General features: G+C 73.1%; 18 protein-coding genes. 13 read left to right on the top strand and 5 right to left on the bottom strand.

The window, feature by feature from the left end; translation table 11 throughout:
• Positions 1–12: 12 nt before the first annotated feature.
• Entirely contained in the window at positions 13–1,002 is a 990-nt protein-coding gene (gene meaB / locus O7608_RS11605; RefSeq protein ID WP_289209961.1) for a methylmalonyl Co-A mutase-associated GTPase MeaB, read from the bottom strand.
• A complete protein-coding gene (locus O7608_RS11600; protein WP_289209960.1) occupies positions 999–2,186 on the bottom strand; it encodes an acetyl-CoA C-acetyltransferase in 1,188 nt (395 codons plus the stop codon). Before O7608_RS11600 ends, meaB begins: the two co-directional genes overlap by 4 nt.
• 79 nt (positions 2,187–2,265) lie before the next feature.
• On the opposite strand from O7608_RS11600, the gene mce reads away from it, so the two are divergent.
• From mce to O7608_RS11580, 4 genes are all read left to right on the top strand, one after another.
• Entirely contained in the window at positions 2,266–2,745 is a 480-nt protein-coding gene (gene mce, locus O7608_RS11595; protein ID WP_289209959.1) for a methylmalonyl-CoA epimerase, read from the top strand.
• A 357-nt stretch (positions 2,746–3,102) separates the two neighbouring features.
• Entirely contained in the window at positions 3,103–4,350 is a 1,248-nt protein-coding gene (locus O7608_RS11590; RefSeq protein ID WP_289209958.1) for a DivIVA domain-containing protein, read from the top strand.
• A 235-nt stretch (positions 4,351–4,585) separates the two neighbouring features.
• Complete coding sequence (locus O7608_RS11585) at positions 4,586–6,367, top strand: coiled-coil domain-containing protein (protein WP_289209957.1); 1,782 nt, start codon at positions 4,586–4,588, stop codon at positions 6,365–6,367.
• A 50-nt stretch (positions 6,368–6,417) separates the two neighbouring features.
• Positions 6,418–7,125 carry a hypothetical protein gene (locus O7608_RS11580; protein WP_289209956.1) on the top strand — a complete coding sequence of 236 codons (708 nt, stop codon included), beginning with the start codon at positions 6,418–6,420 and terminating at the stop codon, positions 7,123–7,125.
• Positions 7,126–7,153: 28 nt separating this feature from the next.
• On the opposite strand, the gene O7608_RS11575 is transcribed toward O7608_RS11580, so the two are convergent.
• Positions 7,154–7,801 (bottom strand): acyltransferase, encoded by a 648-nt coding sequence (locus tag O7608_RS11575; RefSeq protein WP_289209955.1) that lies wholly within the window; start codon positions 7,799–7,801, stop codon positions 7,154–7,156.
• Positions 7,802–8,179: 378 nt separating this feature from the next.
• Between O7608_RS11575 and O7608_RS11570 the strand changes: the two genes are divergently transcribed.
• From O7608_RS11570 to O7608_RS11535, 8 genes are read left to right on the top strand one after another with little or no spacing between them, the layout of a single operon-like run.
• Positions 8,180–9,253 (top strand): Gfo/Idh/MocA family protein, encoded by a 1,074-nt coding sequence (locus O7608_RS11570; RefSeq protein ID WP_289209954.1) that lies wholly within the window; start codon positions 8,180–8,182, stop codon positions 9,251–9,253.
• Positions 9,250–10,299, top strand: coding sequence for an SDR family NAD(P)-dependent oxidoreductase (locus O7608_RS11565; protein ID WP_289209953.1), 1,050 nt, complete (start codon positions 9,250–9,252; stop codon positions 10,297–10,299). Before O7608_RS11570 ends, O7608_RS11565 begins: the two co-directional genes overlap by 4 nt.
• Positions 10,296–11,444, top strand: coding sequence for a DegT/DnrJ/EryC1/StrS family aminotransferase (locus O7608_RS11560; protein WP_289209952.1), 1,149 nt, complete (start codon positions 10,296–10,298; stop codon positions 11,442–11,444). The genes O7608_RS11565 and O7608_RS11560 overlap by 4 nt, the downstream gene beginning before the upstream one ends.
• On the top strand, positions 11,441–12,136 hold the full coding sequence (locus O7608_RS11555; protein ID WP_289209951.1) for an acetyltransferase: 696 nt from the start codon (positions 11,441–11,443) through the stop codon (positions 12,134–12,136). The genes O7608_RS11560 and O7608_RS11555 overlap by 4 nt, the downstream gene beginning before the upstream one ends.
• Positions 12,133–13,263, top strand: a complete 1,131-nt coding sequence (locus O7608_RS11550; RefSeq protein WP_289209950.1) for a DegT/DnrJ/EryC1/StrS family aminotransferase — start codon at positions 12,133–12,135, stop codon at positions 13,261–13,263. The genes O7608_RS11555 and O7608_RS11550 overlap by 4 nt, the downstream gene beginning before the upstream one ends.
• Positions 13,264–13,274: 11 nt before the next feature.
• Entirely contained in the window at positions 13,275–14,546 is a 1,272-nt protein-coding gene (locus O7608_RS11545; RefSeq protein WP_289209949.1) for an MFS transporter, read from the top strand.
• The gene (locus O7608_RS11540) at positions 14,546–15,571 is read left to right on the top strand and encodes a TolB family protein (protein ID WP_289209948.1); all 1,026 of its coding nucleotides are present in this window, start codon (positions 14,546–14,548) and stop codon (positions 15,569–15,571) included. The genes O7608_RS11545 and O7608_RS11540 overlap by 1 nt, the downstream gene beginning before the upstream one ends.
• A 19-nt stretch (positions 15,572–15,590) precedes the next feature.
• Entirely contained in the window at positions 15,591–16,457 is an 867-nt protein-coding gene (locus tag O7608_RS11535; RefSeq protein WP_289209947.1) for a DUF6492 family protein, read from the top strand.
• Positions 16,458–16,518: 61 nt separating this feature from the next.
• Here O7608_RS11535 and O7608_RS11530 read toward each other — a convergent pair whose 3' ends face one another.
• On the bottom strand, positions 16,519–17,955 hold the full coding sequence (locus O7608_RS11530; RefSeq protein ID WP_289209946.1) for a hypothetical protein: 1,437 nt from the start codon (positions 17,953–17,955) through the stop codon (positions 16,519–16,521).
• A gap of 171 nt (positions 17,956–18,126) precedes the next feature.
• Here O7608_RS11530 and O7608_RS11525 point away from each other — a divergent pair, with 171 nt between their 5' ends.
• The gene (locus O7608_RS11525) at positions 18,127–19,200 is read left to right on the top strand and encodes a glycosyltransferase (protein WP_289209945.1); all 1,074 of its coding nucleotides are present in this window, start codon (positions 18,127–18,129) and stop codon (positions 19,198–19,200) included.
• 47 nt (positions 19,201–19,247) lie between these two features.
• On the opposite strand, the gene O7608_RS11520 is transcribed toward O7608_RS11525, so the two are convergent.
• Positions 19,248–20,363, bottom strand: a complete 1,116-nt coding sequence (locus O7608_RS11520; RefSeq protein ID WP_289209944.1) for a glycosyltransferase family 2 protein — start codon at positions 20,361–20,363, stop codon at positions 19,248–19,250.
• Positions 20,364–20,397 lie beyond the last annotated feature (34 nt).

The raw sequence follows: 20,397 nt of genomic DNA, 5'->3' as shown, positions 1-20,397 counted from the left end.
TTCCGGTCGTCGTCAGCTGCCCCGTGTCAGGTCGTCGAGGAGGCGGTCGGCGGCGGCGTACGGGTCCAGTCGACCGGCCAGCACGTCGGCGGCGATGCCGGTCAGCAGCGTACCGTCGCGCAGCGCGCCGATGCGTTCCCGCAGCCGGCCCAGCGCGATCGCCTCGACCTCGGCGGCGGCCCGCCGGGCCCGACGGGCGGTGAGCTCGCCGCGCCCGGTCAGCCAGTCCCGGTGCCGGCGGATCGCCTCGGCCAGCTCGTCGACGCCCTCGCCGCGGGCGGCGGCGGCACGCACCACCGGCGGCCGCCAGCCGCCCGGGCCGGTCGCGGTGAGCGCCAGCATCCCCTTGAGATCCCGTACGGTGGCGTCCGCGCCGTCGCGGTCGGCCTTGTTGACCACGAAGACGTCGGCGATCTCCAGGATGCCGGCCTTGACGGCCTGGACGGCGTCACCCATGCCGGGGGCGAGCAGGACCACCGTGGTGTCGGCCAGCCCGGCGACCTCGACCTCCGCCTGACCGACGCCGACGGTTTCGATCAGTACGACGTCGCAGCCGACGCCGTCGAGGACCCGCACCGCCGCCGGGGTGGCCGACGCCAGCCCGCCGAGGTGGCCACGGCTGGACATCGACCGGATGTAGACCCCCGGGTCGGTGGCGTGTTCCTGCATCCGAACCCGGTCGCCGAGGATCGCCCCGCCGCTGAACGGGCTGGACGGGTCGACGGCGAGGACGCCGACCCGTTGGCCGCTGCTGCGCAACCGCCGGACCAGTTCACTGGTGGTGGTGGACTTGCCCACCCCCGGTGCCCCGGTCAGGCCGACCACCACGGCGTTGCCGGTGAACGGCGCGAGCGCGGCGGCGACCTGCGGTAGTTGCGGCGCGCCCGTTTCGACCAGGGTGATCAGCCGGGCGACCGACCGGGGGTCGCCGTCGCGGGCCCGCCGGACGAGCCCGGGTACGTCGGGGGAGCCGGCCCTGGTCGTCCGGTCGATGCTGGTCACGTGCCGGCGGGCACCCGCAGGATCAGGGCATCGCCCTGGCCGCCGCCGCCGCAGAGCGCCGCCGCGCCGGTGCCGCCGCCCCGGCGGCGCAGCTCCAGCGCGAGGGTCAACGCGAGCCGGGCGCCGGACATGCCGATCGGGTGGCCGAGGGCGATCGCGCCGCCGTTGACGTTGACGATGTCGGCGTCGACGCCGAGGTCGCGCATCGACTGGATGCCGACCGCGGCGAACGCCTCGTTGATCTCGATCAGGTCGAGGTCGGCGACGGTCAGCCCGGCCTTGTCGAGGGCCTGGCGGATGGCGTTGGAGGGTTGGGAGTGCAGCGAGTTGTCCGGGCCGGCGACGTTGCCGTGCGCCCCGATCTCGGCGATCCAGTCGAGCCCGAGCGCCTCGGCGCGGGCCCGGCTCATCACCACCACGGCGCAGGCACCGTCGGAGATCGGCGACGAGCTGCCGGCGGTGATGGTGCCGTCCGGGGTGAACGCCGGGCGCAGCCGCCCCAGCGTCTCGACCGTGGTGTCCGGGCGGATGCCCTCGTCGTCGAGCAGCCGCACCGGGTCACCCTTGCGTTGCGGCACCTCGACCGGGGTGATCTCCTCGGCGAAGACGCCGTTCTTCTGGGCGAGCGCGGCGCGCTGGTGGCTGGCGGCGGCGAAGGCGTCCTGCTCGGCCCGGCTGATGCCGTGCCGGACACCGTGCCGTTCGGTCGACTCGCCCATCGCGCAGCAGTCGAAGGCGTCGGTGAGCCCGTCCAGGGCCATGTGGTCGGCGACGACGACGTCGCCGTACTTGTAGCCGGCCCGCTGGCCGCGCAGCAGGTGCGGGGCGTTGGTCATCGACTCCATGCCGCCGGCGACCACGACGTCGAACTCGCCGGCGCGGATCAGCTGGTCGGCCAGGGCGATCGCGTCGAGGCCGGACAGGCACACCTTGTTGATGCTCAGCGCCGGTACGCTCATCGGGATGCCGGCGCCGATCGCCGCCTGGCGGGCGGGCATCTGCCCGGCGCCGGCCTGCAGCACCTGGCCCATGATCACGTACTGCACCTGGTCGGGGTCGACGCCGCCGCGGCCGAGCGCGGCGGAGATGGCGACCGCGCCGAGCGTGGTCGCCGGGAAGTCCTTGAGGTTGCCGAGCAACCGGCCCATCGGGGTCCGTGCGCCGCTGACGATCACCGAGGTCATGGGAACTTCGCCTCCGCGCGGTGTGGGGAAAGCCGGAGTGCCGGCGACAACTTAACGATAGTTCGGTCAGACTAGCGCCATGACCGAAGATGCTCCCGCCGAGACCGCTGCCGACTACGTCACAGACATCGGCCTGCTGCGGATCGACCACGTCGGCATCGCCGTGGCCGATCTGGACACCGCGATCGATTTCTACACCCGTACGTTCGGCATGCGTTGCGTGCACACCGAGGTCAACCACGCTCAGGGGGTACGCGAGGCGATGCTCGCCGTGGGTCCGGCGCCCGACGGCGGCCAGGTGCAGTTGCTCGCCCCACTGTCGGCCGACTCGACGATCGCCCGGTTCCTGGACCGCTGGGGCCCCGGGGTGCAGCAGGTCGCCTACACCGTGGTGGACATCGACGCGGCGTGCGCGGCGCTGCGTGAGCGCGGGCTGCGGCTGCTCTACGACGCGCCCCGGCCGGGGACCGCCGGATCCCGGATCAACTTCGTGCACCCCAAGGACGCCGGCGGGGTGCTGGTGGAGTTGGTGCAGCCGGCCGGGCCACCGATTCCGTAGTCGTGGTCGGGCGACGGACCGCCGGCCCGGGCTGTCGAATCACGTCCGGGGTGAATACCGAAAGAAAACCACCGGCGCGGCCGCGTCAATTTTGGCCGGCGGCGACGCCGCCGCCGGCACCCCTCGGGTACCTGACCCGTCGGCAGCCGGCGGCAGCCGCCGTGAGCTGCGTAAACACTCGTCGATGGCGACGACATCCCGCATCCCTCGACACCAACTAACTCCGCTGCGTACGCAACCGCCTACAATTTGTGCACCGATCGCCGGACGGCCAGGGAAAGATGACCATGTCGGCTATCGTGGTGACGAGCAGTCCGCTCTTGCGAAGCCCCCTGGTGTGTCTGCCACTATGTCTCAATGCCCCAGCAGCAGTCCTCCCTTGCGTTCTTCGATAACGCCAGCGCTCCGCACGACTTCACCGTCGTGCTTCGTGGCTATGACCGCAGCCAGGTGGATGACCACCTGCAACGGCTGGTAGCCGCCCTCACCCAGTCGGAGCAGGCTCGAGCTGAGGCCGAGCAGCGGATGAACGACGCGCAGCGCCGGCTCCGCCAGGCCGAGCAGCGCCTCAACTCCCTCGAGCAGAAGCTCACCGACACCAACAAGCAGCTCGAGGAGAACAACCGACCTACCCTCTCCGGACTGGGCACCCGGGTCGAGCAGATCCTGCGGCTCGCCGAGGAGCAGGCCAACGACCACCGTGGTGAGGCGAAGCGGGAGTCGGAGGGCATCCTGTCCGGCGCGCGGCTGGAGGCGCGGGAGATCACCGACAAGGCGCGGGCGGAGGCGGCGGCCATGAAGGCCGGCGCCGAGCGCGAGGCGGGCAGCGTACGGACCGCGGCCGAGCGGGAGGCGGCCGAGGTCAGGGTGCAGGCCCGCCGGGAGGCGGACACGCTACGGGCCGACGCGGAGCGGGAGACCAAGCAGCTGCGGGCGGTCACCGCCCACGAGGTGGCCGAGCTGAAGTCGACCGTGGAGCGCGAGGTCGCCACGCTGCGGGCCACCGCCGAGCGCGAGATCACCCAGCTGCGGGCGAAGGCCGCACGGGAGGCCGAGGAGAAGCGCGCCGAGGCCACCAAGCTGCTGACCGACGCCCGGGACAAGCGGGACAAGGACCTGCAGGCCCTGGAGCTGCAGCTGGCCGAGCGGCGGGAGAAGGCCGAGCGGGAGGAGTCCGAGCGGCACGCCGCCCAGGTGGCCCAGACCCAGCGGCTGGTCGCCGAGGCCGAGGGCCGGGCCCGGGCCGCCGAGGACCGGGCGAAGGAGATCGAGCAGCGGGCCGAGGCACGCCGCATCGAGTCCGAGCGGTCCGCCCAGGAGACCGTGGACAAGGCCAAGGCGTTGGCGGACAAGACCCTCAGCGAGGCACGGGCCGAGGCGAACCGCCAGCTGACCGAGGCCCGTACCGAGGCCGAGCTGACCACTCAGGCGGCCCGCCGCGAGGTGGAGGACCTGACCCGGCAGAAGGACGCGGTCACCTCGCAGCTCGGGCAGATGCTCTCCGGCCTGGCCGGCATAGTTCCGGGCGTGCCGGGCGGTGGCGACGCCAAGAAGGGCGACGCCGGCGAGAGCGCCGACCGGGTCGACGCCAAGTCGGCAGGCTGAGCAGACCGCAGCCGCACGAGGCACACCGCACCACGCGACACGACGGTCGGACGGGCCGCGCCGGGACACCGGCGCGGCCCGTCCGACGTCTGCGGCCCGTCCGCTGTTCGCCCGACGTTCCGGCGTACCCGCCGGACGAACCGTTCACACCTGACAATTCCTCCGAAGTGACGCGCGTCCTTCCAGGAGCGTGGGTATCGCCGCGCAACGGGGCGCTGCGTGTGAGGATGGAGCCATGGCGCAAGGCGAAGAAATCTTCACGCTCGACGGCGACACCCGGTCCGGGCCGGACTTCGAGCTGGCCCTGCGTGGGTACGACAGAAGCCAGGTCAACAGGTACATCGCCCGGACCGAGAACGAACTTGCCACCCTGGGTGCCGAGCGCGAACAGGCGTACGTGCAGCTGAACACCATGGCCGCGCAGATCGAGCAGCTCCAGGCCGAGCTGACCGAGTCACGCCGCGAGGCGAGCTTCATCGGCCAGGTGTCGTTCCGCCACCTCGGTCCCCGGGTCGAACACATCCTCACCCTCGCCGAGGAGCAGGCCGACGAGATCCGGTTCCACGCAGCCGAGGAGATCAGCGCCCGGCGGGCCGAAGCCGAGCAGGTGCTGGCCGACGCCCGGCAGCAGGCCGACACCGCCATCCGCGACTTCGAGCTGGCCCTCGCCGCCCGGCGGACCGAGGAGGAGAAGGCCAACGCCGCCCGCCGCGCCGAGGCCGAGGCGACCGTGGCCGCCGCCCGCGAGGAGGCCGAGAACCTGCGGGTCGCGGCCGAGGCCGGCCTGACCGCCGCCCGCGAGGAGGCCGACCGTGTCGTCGCCACCGCCGGGCAACAGGCCGCCGACACCGTCCACGCGGCGCAACGGGAGGCCGACGAGACGATCAAGGCCGCACAACGGCAGGCCCGGGACACCGTCACCGCCGCGCAGGAGCAGGCCGACACGACGGTCACCACCGCCCAGGAGAGCGCCGACCGGACGATGGCCGACGCCACCGCCGAGGCGGAACGCCTGGTCACCCAGGCGCGGATGGAAGCCAGCCGAATGGTCACCGCCGCCCAGGAAGAGGCCACCAACCTGCGGGACGCCGCCGAGGCAGCGGTCGCGGCGGCCCGGCAGGAGGCCGAACGCATCCGTACGGAGGCCGAGGCGGCCGCCGACGCGGCCCGGCGCGAGGCCGCCGAGGCGGTCGAATCGGCGACCGAGTACGTCACCCGTACCCATGCCGAGACCGATGCGTTGGTCGCGCAGACCCGCTCCGAGCTCGACCAGGAGGTGACGGCCCGCCGCGACACCGTCGAAGCGGAACTGGCCGCGCTGCGTGCCGAGGTGCAGCAGGAGGTCGACCAGCGGCGCGCCACGATGGAGCAGGAGATCGGTGAGCTGCGCGGCACCGCCGAGCAGGAGGTGGAGCAGTGGCGCACCGCCGCGCAGGAGATCATCGCCAACCAGCGCGGTGAGGCCGAGGAGTACGCCACGCATCTGCGCTCGCGCGCCGAGGAGCAGGCGGTGACCATCCGTCAGCAGGCCGAGGAGTACGCGTTGAGCACCCGGGGCAGCGCCGACGAGCACGCGGCCAGCGTCCGGCGACTCTCCGAGGAGCACGCGGCGATCGCCCAACGGCAGCTGGCCAGCAGCCAGCAGCAGGTGGCGTCGGCGCAGCGTGAGGTGGTCGCCGCTGGCCAGCAGTTGACCGAGGTGCTGCAGGAGGTCGCCGAGGCCCAGCAGGCGTTGGCCGACCTGCGGCACCAGATGGTGGTGACCCGGCAGGAGTCCGACGAGGCCCGCCGGACGCTCACCGCGGTCCAGGCCGAGCTGGCCGCCGAACAGCAACGGCTCGCCGGGATGCGTCAGGACGAGGAGGAGACCGTGCCGAAGGAGCCTGTGCAGGAGGAGACCGTGCTGGAGGACGCGCTGCCGGTCGACGCGGTGCCGGCCGAGGCCGTGTCGGTCGAGCAGACCGCCGAGAAGGTCGCGGCAGGTGCCAGCGAACCGGAACGCCGTACCCACGCCTGACCCGGCCGGCCACCGGACTTCCTGTGGTCCGGACTGCCTATGATCCTGCGGTGCCGCCCGTCGACGACCCGGAGCCGACCGCGACGCAGTGGGTCACGCTGGTGGCGACCGACCGGGTCGCCGCACTGCGCGACTTCGTCGCGGGCTGGTACGCCGACGTGCCGGCTCACCCGACCGCCACCGGTGACGCCGATCAGGGCGACGTCGCCGTACCGCCGCCGTTGCGCCAGTTCTACCGGGCCGCCACCGGGCGGGCGGTCGTGTACGGGGTGCAGAACGCCATCCGGCCGGTCGACCGGCTGGTCCCGGACGCCGACGGCTGGGTGGGCTTCGCCGACGAGAACCAGGGCGCGTTCACCCTGCGATACCGGCCAGGGCCGGTCGACCCACCGGTGCGGTGCGACGACGGACGTACGGCAGTCGACGAGGCCGAGCCGCTGAGCGGCGTACTGCTGCAGTTCGTGCTCTCGGAGGCGGCGGTCGGCGCACCGGTCGGCGGGTTCGGCTGGCTCGGACCGACCGCGCTTCACCGGTTGACCTCGGCGCTGCGTACGGTGCCGCTCGCCCCGGCCGGTTGGCGCGGCGGACCGGTCAGCCTCCACGCCGGGCCCGGTCTGGTGGTCGCCGTGGCGGCCGCCGACTCCGACGGCGACCACCACGTGTTCGTCGGTGCCCGCCACCGGCCGGCGTTGGACCGGCTTCGCCCGCTCGACCTGCCGTGGGAGGAGTTCGACGTCCTCGGCACCCACGGAGCTTGACGACGCCGTCCGGTGCGGCGGGCCGAGGTCACTCCTCGGTGAGCAGCCCGTCGTGTTCGACGTACCGCTGCCCGGTCCGGGGGCAGACGAACCGGCCGGCACCGTTGGCGGCCAGCGGTACGCCGGCCCGCCCGACCCAGCCGACCCGCCGCGCCGGGACCCCCACGACCAGCGCGAAGTCCGGTACGTCGCGGGTGACCACGGCGCCGGCGGCGACGGTCGCCCAGCGGCCGATGCGCACCGGGGCGACGCAGACGGCCCGGGCACCGATCGCCGCACCGGTGCCGACGGTGACGCCGACCGCGGTCCAGTCGTCGCCGGTTTTCAGCCGTCCGTCCGGTGTGACGGCGCGGGGGTACTCGTCGTTGGTGAGCACCGCCGCCGGGCCGACGAACACCCCGTCGTCAAGCTGCGCCGGCTCGTACACCAGGGCGTAGTTCTGCAGTTTCACGTTGTCGCCCAGGCGGGCCCCCGGCCCGACGTACGCCCCTCGGCCGATGATGCAGTCACGGCCGACCGTGGCGTCCTCGCGGACCTGGGCCAGGTGCCAGACGCGGGTGCCGGCGCCGATGCGTGCCGCGTCGGCCACGTCGGCGGAACCGGCGACAGTGACGCCCGGGTGTGGCCCGGAGCCGGCGTCGGCGGCGGTGCCCCGGTCTGGTGTGGTGGCGGCCATCAGCAGTGATCCTCCCTGGTCACCGGCAGTGTGTCAGAGCTGCCGGAGGTGCGGCGCACACGGTAGGCGCTCGCCGCCGGCACCGATGTCGGGAAGCTGACCCGGCACCCCGGCACGGCCCGAGGATCCGAGCACGAGGCGGCCGACTCTCCGGGCCGGCACTGGCCGACAGGCGGGCCCGGGTCACCGAAGGTACCTCGTGGCCTCGCGGTTGTGCCGGGTTTACGTCACAGCGCTAGCGTCGGGACGGCAACGCTCGGTAGCTTCGCCGACGGACCCTCTCCGCCGGGCCGGCCGGTGGGCTGCGCACACGCCCTTCGGTGGCCCGGGTCTCCCGGCCGTGTCCGGGTCACACGCCCCCCGACGAAATGGACATCCGTGACTCATCCGCCTGCCACGCCGGACGAGCCCATCGGCGTAGCCGTCATCGGCGCCGGCTACTGGGGCCCTAACCTGGTCCGCAACTTCATGTCCAGCCCGGCGTTCCGGCTGCGCTGGCTCTGTGACCTCGATCTCGGCCGGGCCCGTACGGTGCTCGGCGACTACTCCACGATCGGCGCGACCGACGACCTGGCGCAGGTGCTCGCCGACGACACGGTGCAGGCCGTGGCGATCGCCACCCCCGCCGGCACCCACCTCGACGTCGCGTCCGCCGCGCTGCGGGCCGGCAAGCACGTGCTGGTCGAGAAGCCGCTCGCCGCCAACCACGCCGACGGCGCCACCCTGGTCGCCGAGGCCGAGCGGCGTGGTCTGACGCTGATGTGCGACCACACCTACTGCTACACCCCGGCGGTGCTGCGGATCCGCGAGATGCTGCACGCCGGTGAGCTGGGTGAGCTGCACTACCTCGACTCGGTACGGATCAACCTGGGCCTGGTGCAGCGCGACATCGACGTGATCTGGGACCTCGCCCCGCACGACCTGTCGATCCTCGACTTCATCCTGCCGCCGGGGGTACGCCCGGTGGCGGTCGCGGCGCACGGCGCCGACGGCATCGGCGCCGGCCGGGCCTGCGTGGCGTACCTCACGCTGCGGCTGAGCACCGGCGCCATCGCCCACGTGCACGTCAACTGGCTCTCCCCGGTCAAGATCCGAACGACGATCGTCGGCGGGTCCAAGCGCACCCTGGTCTGGGACGACCTGAACCCGGGCCAGCGGCTGGCCCTGTTCGACCGGGGCGTCGACGTCGCCACCTCCGACGAGCTCGGCTCCGAGGCACGCCGCGACATGCTGGTGTCGTACCGCTCCGGCGACATGGTCGCCCCGGCGCTGACCGAACGGGAGGCGCTGCGCACGATGGTCGAGGAGTACGCCCGCGCCATCCGTACCGGCACCCCCGCCCTCACCGACGGCCGCTCCGGCCTGCGGGTGCTGGCCATCCTGGAAGCCGCCACCCGCAGCCTCGCCGCCGGCGGCACGATGATCCCGCTGGACGAGGAGTCCGCCGCATGACCGTCGCATCCTCCCCCGCCGCAGGCACCGCCCCGGCCGTGGACCTGGCCAGCGCCACCGTCCTGGTGACCGGTGGTGCCGGCTTCATCGGCTCGCACCTGGCCGAGCATCTCGTCTCGCTCGGGGCGCAGGTCGTGGTGCTGGACAACTTCCGCAACGGCACCCGGGAGAACCTGGCGTTCCCCGGCGCGGAGTCGATGCGGGTGATCGAGGGCGACATCTGCGACCCGCGGACCTGCGTCGACGCGATGACCGGCGTCGACGTGGTGTTCCACCTGGCCTGTCTCGGGGTACGCCACTCGCTGCACAGCCCGGTGGAGAACCACCAGGTCAACGCCCTCGGCACGCTCAACGTGCTGGAGGCGGCGCGGGCCGCCCAGGTGTCCCGGCTGCTGTACGTGTCGACCTCGGAGATCTACGGCCGGGCGCTGGAGTTCCCGATCACCGAGGAGACCACCCCGTGGCCGTTGACCGTCTACGGCAGCAGCAAGCTCGCCGGTGAGCACTACGCCCGCTCGTACCTGGAGTGTTGGGGCCTGCCAGTGGTCTGCGTCCGGCCGTTCAACAACTACGGGCCGCGTTCGCACTTCGAGGGCGACTCCGGTGAGGTGATCCCCCGGTTCATCCTGCGGGCGCTGGCCGGGCAGCCACCGGTGGTCTTCGGCGACGGCGGCGTCACCCGGGACTTCCTCTATGTGAAGGACTGCGTCGAGACGCTGGCCCGGGTCGCCGAGTCGACCGAGCTGGTCGGCGAGGTCGTCAACCTCGGGTACGGCGAGGAGCTGACCATCGGGCTGCTGGCCCGCACGGTGCTGGAGGCGGTCGGCCGTACCGACCTGCAACCGGTCTTCGAGGCACCGCGCCCGGCCGACGTGCCCCGGCTGTGGGTGGACACCTCGAAGCTGCGCAAGACCATCGACTTCGCGCCCCGGGTGTCGCTGGCCGAGGGGATCGGCCACACCCTCGAGTACTTCCAGCGGCTGCTGCGTGAGCAGCCCGGCGCGCTGGAGCGGATGCAGACGAAGAACTGGAGCCAGCCGGTATGAGCGAAACCAGTCCGCGCCGCATCCAGGTCATGCTGCCGATGCTCGGCGAGGAGGAGGAGCAGGCCGCCGCCGCGGCGATCCGCTCCGGCTGGGTGGCCCAGGGCCCCCGGGTGGCGCAGTTCGAACGCGAGTTCGCCGCCGCCGTCGGTGCCGACCACGGGGTCGCGGTCAGCTCCTGCACCACCGCGCTGCACCTGGCGCTGGTGCTGCACGGCGTCGGCCCCGGCGACGAGGTCGTCGTGCCGTCGCTGTCGTTCATCGCGACCGCCAACGCGGTCCGCCACGCCGGTGCCGAGCCGGTCTTCGCCGACGTCGACCTGGCCACCGGGAACCTGACCGTGGAGACGGTCGAGGCGGTCCGCACGCCGCGTACCCGGGCGGTGATCGCGGTCCACCAGGGCGGCGTGCCGTTCGACACGGTCGCGCTGCGCACGGCGGCCGCCGGCTGGGGCGTACCGCTGATCGAGGACGCCGCCTGCGCGGCCGGTTCCCGCGCGTACGGGCAGCCGGTGGGTGCCGGCGCGGCGATCTCGGCCTGGTCGTTCCATCCGCGCAAGGTGATCACCACCGGGGAGGGCGGCATGCTGACGCTGGACGACGCCGACGGCGCCGTCCGGCTGCGCCGGCTGCGCGAACACGGCATGAACGTCTCCGCCGCCGACCGGCACGCCAGCGCCCAACCGGTGCTGGAGGCGTACCTGGAGCCGGCGTTCAACTACCGGATGACCGACATCCAGGCCGCCGTCGGCCTGGTCCAGGTGGGCCGGCTGCCCGGTCTGATCGCCGGCCGCCGGGCGCTGGCCGCCCGCTACCACGCGCTGCTGGCCGACATCGACGGGCTGGTGCCGGTGGTCGACCCGGCGTACGGCGAGACCAGCTACCAGTCGTTCTGGGTGCGCATCGACCCGGCGTACGGGGTGACCCGCGACGACGTACTGGCCGGGTTGGCCGACGCCGGGGTCTCCGCGCGGCGCGGCATCATGGCCGCCCACCTGGAGCCGGCGTACGCCCACGTCACCCCGGCCCCGCTGCCGGTGACCGAGCGGCTGACCCGCGACTCGCTGATCCTGCCGCTGCACCACGCGCTCACCGAGGCCGACCAGGACCACATCGTCGCGGTGCTGCGCAAACTGGCCGGCCGATGAGGGACCTGCTGATCGTCGGTGCCGGCGGTTTCGCCCGGGAGACCGCCGCCGCCGTCGCGGCGGTCAACGCGGTGACGCCGACCTGGCGGCTGCGCGGCTTCCTCGACGACGACCCGGCGCTGCACGGCACCCGGCGGGTCGACGTCCCGGTGATCGGCGGCACCGACCTGGTCGCCGAGCTGACCGACGCGGCCGTGGTGGTCTGCGTCGGCAACCCCCGCGACTACCGGTCCCGGCAGCGGCTGGTCGACCGGTTCGGCCTGGCGCAGCAGCGGTACGCCACCATCGTGCACCCTGCGGCCCGGGTCGGCGTCGGCTGCACCGTCGGGCCGGGCAGCGTGCTGCTGGCCGGGGTGGACCTGACCGCCGACGTCGCCGTCGGCGCGCACGTCGCGGTGATGCCGCAGGTGGTGCTGACCCACGACAACCTGATCGGGTCGTACGCCACGATCGCCTCCGGGGTGCGCCTCGGCGGCGGGGTCCGCCTCGGCGACGGCGTCTACGTCGGGGCCGGCGCGCTGCTGCGCGACGGTGTCACCGTCGGTGCCTGGTCACAGCTGGGCATGGGCGCGGTGGTGCTGCGCGACGTGCCTACCGGTGAGGTCTGGGTCGGCGCGCCGGCCCGGTTCCTGCGCCTGGCCCACGGCCCGGCCGACCGAACGAACGAGTCCCAGTTGAGGAGTCCCGCGTGAGCAGCATCCCCCTCGTCGACCTGGCCGCCGCCCACGCCGAAGTGGCCGAGGAGGTCGACGCCGGTTTCAAACGGGTCATCGCCGGCACCGCGTTCATCGGCGGTGCCGAGGTCGCCGCCTTCGAGGCCGAGTACGCCGCGTTCAGCGGCGTACCGCACTGTGTCGGCGTGGCCAACGGCACCGACGCGCTGGAGCTGGCCCTGCGGGCGGTCGGGGTCGGGCCGGGCAGCGAGGTGATCCTGCCGGCCAACACGTTCATCGCCACCGCCGAGGCCGTCGCCCGGGCCGGTGCCCGGGTGGTGCTGGTCGACTGCGACCCGGCGACGTACCTGATCGACGTGGACGCCGCGCTGGCCGCGGTCACCCCGGCGACCCGGGCGATCGCCCCGGTGCACCTGTACGGCCAGCTCGCCGACGTGCCCCGGCTGCGGGCCGGGCTCGCCGGCGGGTCCGCCGCCGGGCAGGAGATCGCGATCGTCGAGGACGCCGCGCAGTGCCAGGGCGCCACCCGCCACGGCGTCGGCGCCGGTGCCGACGGGATCGCCGCCACCAGCTTCTACCCGGGCAAGAACCTCGGCGCGTACGGCGACGCCGGGGCGGTGGTCACCGCCGACGCCGGGCTCGCCGCCGACGTACGGCGGATGTCGGCGCACGGCAGTGTCCGCAAGTACGTCCACGAGGTGGTCGGCTTCAACAGCCGCCTCGACGGGCTGCAGGCGGTGGTGCTGCGGGCCAAGCTGGCCCGGCTGGCCAGCGGCAACGACCGGCGTCGGGCGATCGCCGCCCGCTACGACACGCTGCTGGCCGACCTCGACGTGGTCCGCCCGGTGACGCTGGCCGGCAACGTGCACGTCTGGCACATCTACTGCGTCCGGGTGCCCGGTGGGGCGCAGCGTCGCGACGCGGTCCTGGCCGCGTTGAACGCGGCCGGGATCGGTGCCGCCATCCACTACCCGGTGCCGGTGCACCTGACGCCGGCCTTCGCCGACCTCGGCTACCCGGCCGGGTCGTTCCCGCACGCCGAGTCGACCGCCCCGCAGCTGCTGTCGCTGCCGATCTACCCGCAGCTGACCACGGCGCAGCAGGACCGCGTCGTCGAGGTGCTGGCCGCCGCGCTGGCAGCCTGAGCGGTACGGCCGTGTATGTCACCCTGCGCGACCGTCCCGGCGCGGACGAACACACCCCGGGTCGCCAGGTCCGTCGGCGGGTGTCCGGCACCGTACTGCTGCTCGGCACGGTCAGCCTGCTCACCGACGTCTCCTCGGAGATGGTCGCCTCGGTGCTGCCGCTGTACCTGACGGTGGTGGTCGGGCTCAGCCCGGTGGCGTACGGCTTCCTCGACGGCGTCTACCAGGGGGTCAGTGCCCTGGTCCGGATCGCCGGCGGGTACGCCGGGGACCGGGGTGGGCGGCCCAAGTGGGTGGCGGTGGCCGGGTACGTGGCGTCGGCTCTGAGCCGGATCGCGATGCTGCCGGCGCAGGGCTTCGCCGCGATCACCGCGGTGATCACCATGGACCGGCTCGGCAAGGGGCTGCGGACCGCGCCCCGGGACGCGCTGATCGCCGCGTCGTCGGACCCGGCGGCGCTGGGCCGGGCGTTCGGCGTCCACCGGGCGTTGGACACCTTCGGCGCCGCGCTCGGCCCGCTGGTCGCGTTCGCCCTGCTCGCCGCGGTGCCGGGCAGCTACGACTCGGTGTTCGGGGTGTCGTTCGCGTTCGCGCTGGTGGGTGTGGCGGTCCTGGTGCTGTTCGTGCCGAACCTGGCCACGGCCGCCGGGACGGCACGGCTCGGCGTACGGCGGATGGTGGCCGAGGTGACCGGGGCCCGGCTGCGTCGGCCGCTGCTCGCCGCCGGACTTCTCGGGTTGGTTACCGTCGGCGACGGGTTCCTCTACCTGACGTTGCAGGACCGCGACGAGTTCGCCGCGTTGTACTTCCCGCTGCTGTTCGTCGGCACCAACGTGGCGTACCTGCTGCTGGCGGTGCCGATGGGACGGCTGGCCGACCGGGTGGGCCGGGCGAAGGTGATGGTCGCCGGGCACGGCGCGCTGCTCGCCTGCTACCTGCTGGCCGCCGCGCCGGCCGGCGGTGTCGGGCTGACCGTCGCCGTCCTGCTGCTGCTCGGGGTCTTCTACGCGGCCACCGACGGGGTGCTGGCGGCGCTGGTCGCCAAGCTGATGCCGGCCCAGGCGCGGGGCAGCGGGATCGCCGCCGCGCAGACGGTGGTGGTGCTGACCCGGTTCGCCGCCTCGGTCGCCTTCGGGCTGCTCTGGTCGGCCGCCGGGCCGGGTACGGCGGTGCTGGTCTTCGCGGCGGCGTTGACCGTCGCCATCCCGGCCGCCGGTTGGCTGCTGCGCGGCGTGGACCGGGCGCCGGCGGCCGGCGACGCCGTACCGGTGGGTGGGTCCTGATGGGGATGGGGCTGCGGACCCGGCTGGCGATCCTCGTCGCCGTCGTGCTGCTGGCGGCGGCCGGCGCCGGCGGCTACGTCTGGCAGGTCCGGCAGGCACAGGCCCGGGTACAGGCGCAGGCCACCCCGGTGCCGGTGCGGACGGACCTGGCGGCGGTCCGGGACCAGCCGCATCTGGTGTTCCGCTCCACGGCGCTGGGTGACGGCTACGGCGAGGTCGCGGTGACCCCGTTGAGCGACCCGGACGGGCCGCGGGCGTTGACCGGCCGATCCTGCGAGCGGGTGTACGCGACCCGCACCCAGTCGATCTGCCTGTCCGCCGAACGCGGACTGCTCACCGTCTACCGGGCACAGTTGCTCGACGCCGAGTTCGCCCCGACGCAGGATCTGCCGTTCACCGGCATCCCGTCGCGGGCCCGACTGTCGCGGGCCGGCACCCTCGCCGCCACCACGTCGTTCGTCGCCGGTGACTCCTACGCCAACCCGGGCGAGTTCTCCACCCGTACGGTGATCAGCCGCACCGGCGGCGCGGTGGTCGGCGACATCGAGCAGTTCCCGCTCTACGTCGACGGCGAACTGGTCACCGCGATCGACAAGAACCTGTGGGGCGTCACCTTCGCCGACGACGACCGGTTCTACGCCACCGCCGCCTCGGGTGGCACGACCTGGCTGGTCGAGGGCAGTGCCAGCGGCCGCCGGGTGGACGCGCTGCGCGCCGACGCAGAATGCCCGTCGCTGTCGCCCGACGGCACCCGGGTGGCGTTCAAGAAGCGCGGCGACCTGCCGCCGGGCCAGTGGCAGCTGGCCGTGTACGACCTGGCGACCGGCGCGGAGACGGTGCTGGCCGAGACCCGCAGCGTCGACGACCAGGTCGAGTGGCTCGACGACGACCAGGTCGTCTACGGCCTGCCGCGCAGCGGTGGCGCTGGCGCGGCGACCAGTGACGTGTGGCGGGTTCCGGCCGACGGCTCGGGCTCGCCGCAGGTGCTGGTGCACGACGCCTGGTCCCCGGCGGTGGTCCGGTGACACGACGAAGGAGACCATCTTGACCGAGCTTGCCGTGGTCACTCCGAGCTTCGGCCCGGACTTCGACCTGTGTGCCGCGCTGCACCGTTCGGTGCTGGCCCACTCCCCCGACTCGGTACGCCACCACATCGTCGTGCCCCGGGCGGACCTGCCGCGCTTCGGTGCGCTGCGGGGCGACCGTACGGTGTTGCACGACGAGGCGGAGTTCCTGCCGTCGGCGGTCCGGTCGGTGCCGGGAACGAAGTACTCGGTGAACCTGCGTCGGCCGTTCCCACCGCTGCGCGGCTGGATCCTGCAGCAGATGATCAAACTGTCGGCCTCGGCCCGGATCCCGGCGGACGTCGTGGTGCTGGTCGACTCGGACATCGAATTCGTCCGGCCGTTCGACGCGACGACGTTCCGGCGTGACGACGTGGTGCGGTTCTACCGAAAACCCGGTGAGGTCGACCAACGGCTGCCGCGGCACGTCCGGTGGCACGAGGTGGCCCGTGAGCTGCTGGGGCTACCGGCACAACCACCGCCCTACCCGGACTACGTGTCGTCGCTGCTGGCCTGGGATCCGGCGGTCGTCCGCGGGTTGCTGCACCGGATCGAGTCGGCCACCGGCCGGCAGTGGGCCGATGCCGTCGGCGCTCAGCTGCACTTCTCCGAGTGGACGCTGTACGGCGTCTACGTCGACGAGGTGCTCGGCGGCCGGGCCGCGACCGGATTCGCCGCTACCGACACCCGCTGCCACGCGTACTGGGACGAGGTGCCGCTCGACGAGGCGTCGGTGGCCCGGTTCGTGGCCGGGATCGACCCGGCCGACGTGGCCGTGATGATCTCGGCGAAGTCGCGGACGCCGCTGGCGGTGCGCCGCGCCGCAATCGCCGCGCTGACCGGCTGAGCCGACCGGCCGCGCTGACCGGCTGACCCGACCGGCTGACCCGACCGGCTGGGGCCGACGGTCAGTACGCGCCGCAGCTGGAACCGCCGTCGACCCGGTAGATGTGTACGGCGTTGCCGTCGATGAACGAGTCGGTGAACCGGCCGTCGTCGGCGAGCAGGGTGCGGTCCTCGTCGAGGACGGTGATCCGGGCGTCACCCACGCACGGCAGTTGGAACGTCGCCTCGGCGACGCTGCCACCGGCCGAGCCCGCCAGCAGGTAGTAGTGGCCGTCGTACCACTTGGTGGCGAGGTCGACGCCGGCGGAGACGCTGGCCACCCCGTCGGCGTACGGCGCGTTGAGCACCGGCGCGAGTCCGGTGATCCGGGCGTTGACCGCCGCGACGGCCGACCGCACCGGGGCGTAGCAGGGCTCCCGCAGGGCGTGCTGACTCTGGCAGGGGCCGCTGAAGCTGTGGTTGAAGTAGACGATGCCACGGGCGCCGTGGATGATGCTGCTCCAGACCGCCGCGACGACCTCCTCGGGGGTGATCGTCGGGTAGTGCTCCTCGTTGAAGGGGCGCCCGACCTCGACGAAGCTCCAGACCGGTCGGCTGCCGGGCGGGGAGACCAGCGAACGGACCCGGTCGACGGTGCGGCCGTAGTTGGCGGCCCGGTGGCACAGCTCGGCCGGCAGCCGCTCGGCACCGTCGACGGTGGTCAGTTGGTCGGGGTCGAAGAACCGGCCGCCCTCGCTGTGACCGCAGATGCCTCGGTCGGTGAACCAGTAGGTGTCGACGGAGACGACGTCGGCGAACTCGTTGACGAAGCGGGCGGCGTCGGCGTCGCTCTGCCAGAACGCGATTCCCTTGCCGTAGTTGGCCATCCGGAGCCGGTCGTCGGCGGGCAGCCGGGCGAGGATGTCCCGCTGCACGGTGTAGCCGCACTCGCCGTCGGCGGGTTGGCAGATGTCGCCCTGCCCGGGGAAGTTGCCGGTCCACGGGTCGTCGCCCGGCCCGGCCCACATGTCGACCTCGTCGGAGATGAGCCAGCCACCGGTCTCGTCGCCGTGCTCACCGATCGGGCTGGTGACGGTGTGCATCCCGGCGGCGCGGACCAGGTCGAGGTTCGTGGTCGCGGTCAGTTCGACGTACGTGTTGAGGCCGATCTCGATGTCCTTGGCGGTGTCCGCCGGGTCGGTGACGCTCTCCAGCCAGACGCCGATCGGGAAGAACCCGGGGTCGCTGGGCAGCGACGGGGAGAACCGGGAGTAGAAGTCCGGGCCGCCGTCGACCGGGCGCAGCGTCGCTCCCGCGCCACCGGCGGTGGCGACGGTGCCCGGCGCGATCCCGGCGGCGACCGGACCCCGCGTCAAGGTGCCGATCAGCCAGGCGGTGCCGGCAACGACGAGCGCACCGACGATGGCCGCGGCGACGATCAGGGTCCCCCGGCGGCGCGGCCGGCGGGTTCCGGGGGCGACGACCATGAACAACCTCTCGAACGGTACGTAGTCGGACAACCACAGTGAGCGGAGCACTCGATGCCAACAACCGCCCACCGCCACGACCGTCCGCATTGTCCATTACGGTCCGTGTTCAGTTGACCAATGTCCGGGACAGTAGTCGAAGCCATGATTGCAGCCCAGGTACGATCACTGCCGTAATCGTTTCCCCGCTGTGCGGAGCCTCACGTGATCGACCGTCTCGCGGGCCAGACCAAAGGCTTCGTCCGGACCCGCCTCGCCGCCGCGGAGTTGAACCGCCGACAGGTGCCCGCCTTCCGGACCACCACCAGCAGCGCCGGTACGCCGACGGTCTACTACCTCGCCCCGGACAACCCCCGGCCCAGCGGCGGGGTACGGGTCATCTACCGGCACGTGGACCTGCTCACCGAGCTGGGCGTCCCGGCCTACGTCATGCACAAGGAACCCGGGTTCCGCTGCACCTGGTTCGCCAACCGCACGCCGGTGATCGCGGCAGCGGCCGCCACCCTCGGCCCGGCCGACATACTCGTGGTGCCCGAGTGGTACGGCCCCGGGCTGGCCGCGATGCCGCGCGGGCCGCGCGTGGTGGTCTTCAACCAGCGGGCCTACGACACCTTCGACCATGTTCCGTACGCCGATTCCGGCCCCGGGGCACCGTACGCCGGGCTGCCCGGCATGACCGCGCTGCTGGCCGTCTCGCAGGACAACGTCGATCTGCTCAGCTACGCCTTCCCCGACATCCCGGTACGGCTGACCCGCAACGTCGTCGACCCCGACGTGTTCGCCCCCGGCGACTGGCCCCGGCGGCGACGCATCGCCTACGTCGGGCACCGCCGGGCCGACGAACGCGACCAACTGCTGCACATCCTGCGGTCGCGCAACGTGCTGGACGGTTGGGAGCTCACGCTGATCGCCGGGCGGACCGAGGAGCAGACCGCGCAGATCATGCGCGACTGTGCCCTGTTCCTGAGCTTCAGCGACCGTGAAGGGTTCGGCATGCCGCCGGCCGAGGCCATGTCCTGCGGCGCGTACGTGGTCGGCTACCCGGGCCTGGCCGGTCGGGAGTTCTTCGACCCGGCCCACTGCGCGCCGGTACCCGACGGCGATCTGCTGGCCTTCGCCCGCGCCGTGGAGCAGGCCTGCGCCACCTGGGCAGACGAACCCGAGATGCTCGCCAAGCGGGCCGCGGCCGCCTCGTCGGCGATCCGGGACCGCTACACGGTCAGTGGGCTCCGCGACGATCTCACCGCCTTCTACCAGCCGCTGCTGGCCGCCGGCTGACCCACCCCCGGGCCGCCGGCTGACCACTCGCGCGCAGCCGCCGGCCCTCAGACGCCGTGCCGGCTCCAGGTGCGGTACCGGGCGTCGTTACGCAGCCGACGGCGGACCACGCTGGCGGCGAAGCCCGGCACCAGCGGCGCGAACCGGGGCCCGACCGCACGCCGTCGCTGCAGGCCACGCCAGTGCGGCAACCGCTGCGCCTGCGGGTACGTCGCCAGGGCGAACTCCACGTACCACTCGACCGGTTCACGGTCGGTCAGCCGCCGGTCGTAGGCGTGGCAGGCCGATTCGAGGGCCTCGGTGGCCAACGCCCGGCGGGCCAGGTCGTGCAGTTGCCCGGCCCGGGGCAGTTTTCCGCCGGGTCCGTCGAAAAGCACGTCGAAGGCGGTCCGCCGCTCGATCAGGTCGGTCCGCCGACCGGAGGCGTCGGTGACGCTGACACTGGCCGCGTGCTCCCGGTGCCAGGCCTGGTCGGCGCCGTCGAGGTGCCCGACGTCGGAGACCGCCGCCGCGCGCATCCAGGCTTCCATGTCGCAGGCGTAGCGCATCCGGCTGTCCCACGGACCGACCTCGGCGTAGACGCTGGCCCGGACCATCGCCTCCGGGGTGGTGATGCAGTTGACGCCCAGCCGGCACCGTTGCGCGATCCAGTCCTCGCCGGACCAGATCGTCCAGCCGGTCGGCTCGGCCCGGAAGGCGGTCGGCACCTCCCCGTGGAAGTGCACCGGGTGGCCGTACACCAGGCCCACCTCGGGAAACTCGTCGAACAACCGCACCGCGCGGTGCAGCGCCCCCGGGGTCAGCAGGTCGTCGGCGTCGAGCCGCACGACGAACTCGCCCGTCGCCACGGCCAGCCCGTCGTTGAACGCGACGCAGGGCCCATGGTTGGTCTCGTTGTGCACGACGACCAGCCGTGGCTCGTCGACGGCCAGCGCCGCCAGCACCTGGCGGGTGTCGTCGGTGGACCGGTCGTCGACGACGACGACCTCGGTCTCGACACCGGCCTGGGTGAGGGCGCTGCCGACGCTGGACGGCAGGAACCGCCCGTAGTTGTAGCTCGGGATGATCACGGACACCCGCGCGAGGCGGGTCGGATCACCGGCCGGGACCGGGGCTGGCACCCGGGTACGGGGCAGCAGCGGGCGGTGGGCTGGCACAGGCACGTCAACCTCTTTCGGGATCTACCGCACGGTCACT

The organism is Solwaraspora sp. WMMA2056 (assembly GCF_030345095.1).
Lineage (GTDB): Bacteria > Actinomycetota > Actinomycetes > Mycobacteriales > Micromonosporaceae > Micromonospora_E.
The sequence above is the reverse complement of the archived record's forward strand: the minus strand, read 5'-3'. Positions and strand labels throughout refer to the sequence as shown.

What these genes read in the sequence shown, in the direction of transcription:
- O7608_RS11540 (WP_289209948.1), top strand. Translation starts at nt 14,546, where the DNA reads ATGGGGATGGGGCTGCGGACCCGGCTGGCGATCCTCGTCGCCGTCGTG.
- O7608_RS11560 (WP_289209952.1), top strand. Translation starts at nt 10,296, where the DNA reads ATGAGCGAAACCAGTCCGCGCCGCATCCAGGTCATGCTGCCGATGCTC.
- O7608_RS11575 (WP_289209955.1), bottom strand. Translation starts at nt 7,801, where the DNA reads ATGGCCGCCACCACACCAGACCGGGGCACCGCCGCCGACGCCGGCTCC.
- O7608_RS11565 (WP_289209953.1), top strand. Translation starts at nt 9,250, where the DNA reads ATGACCGTCGCATCCTCCCCCGCCGCAGGCACCGCCCCGGCCGTGGAC.
- O7608_RS11590 (WP_289209958.1), top strand. Translation starts at nt 3,103, where the DNA reads ATGCCCCAGCAGCAGTCCTCCCTTGCGTTCTTCGATAACGCCAGCGCT.
- O7608_RS11585 (WP_289209957.1), top strand. Translation starts at nt 4,586, where the DNA reads ATGGCGCAAGGCGAAGAAATCTTCACGCTCGACGGCGACACCCGGTCC.
- O7608_RS11600 (WP_289209960.1), bottom strand. Translation starts at nt 2,186, where the DNA reads ATGACCTCGGTGATCGTCAGCGGCGCACGGACCCCGATGGGCCGGTTG.
- mce (WP_289209959.1), top strand. Translation starts at nt 2,266, where the DNA reads ATGACCGAAGATGCTCCCGCCGAGACCGCTGCCGACTACGTCACAGAC.
- O7608_RS11555 (WP_289209951.1), top strand. Translation starts at nt 11,441, where the DNA reads ATGAGGGACCTGCTGATCGTCGGTGCCGGCGGTTTCGCCCGGGAGACC.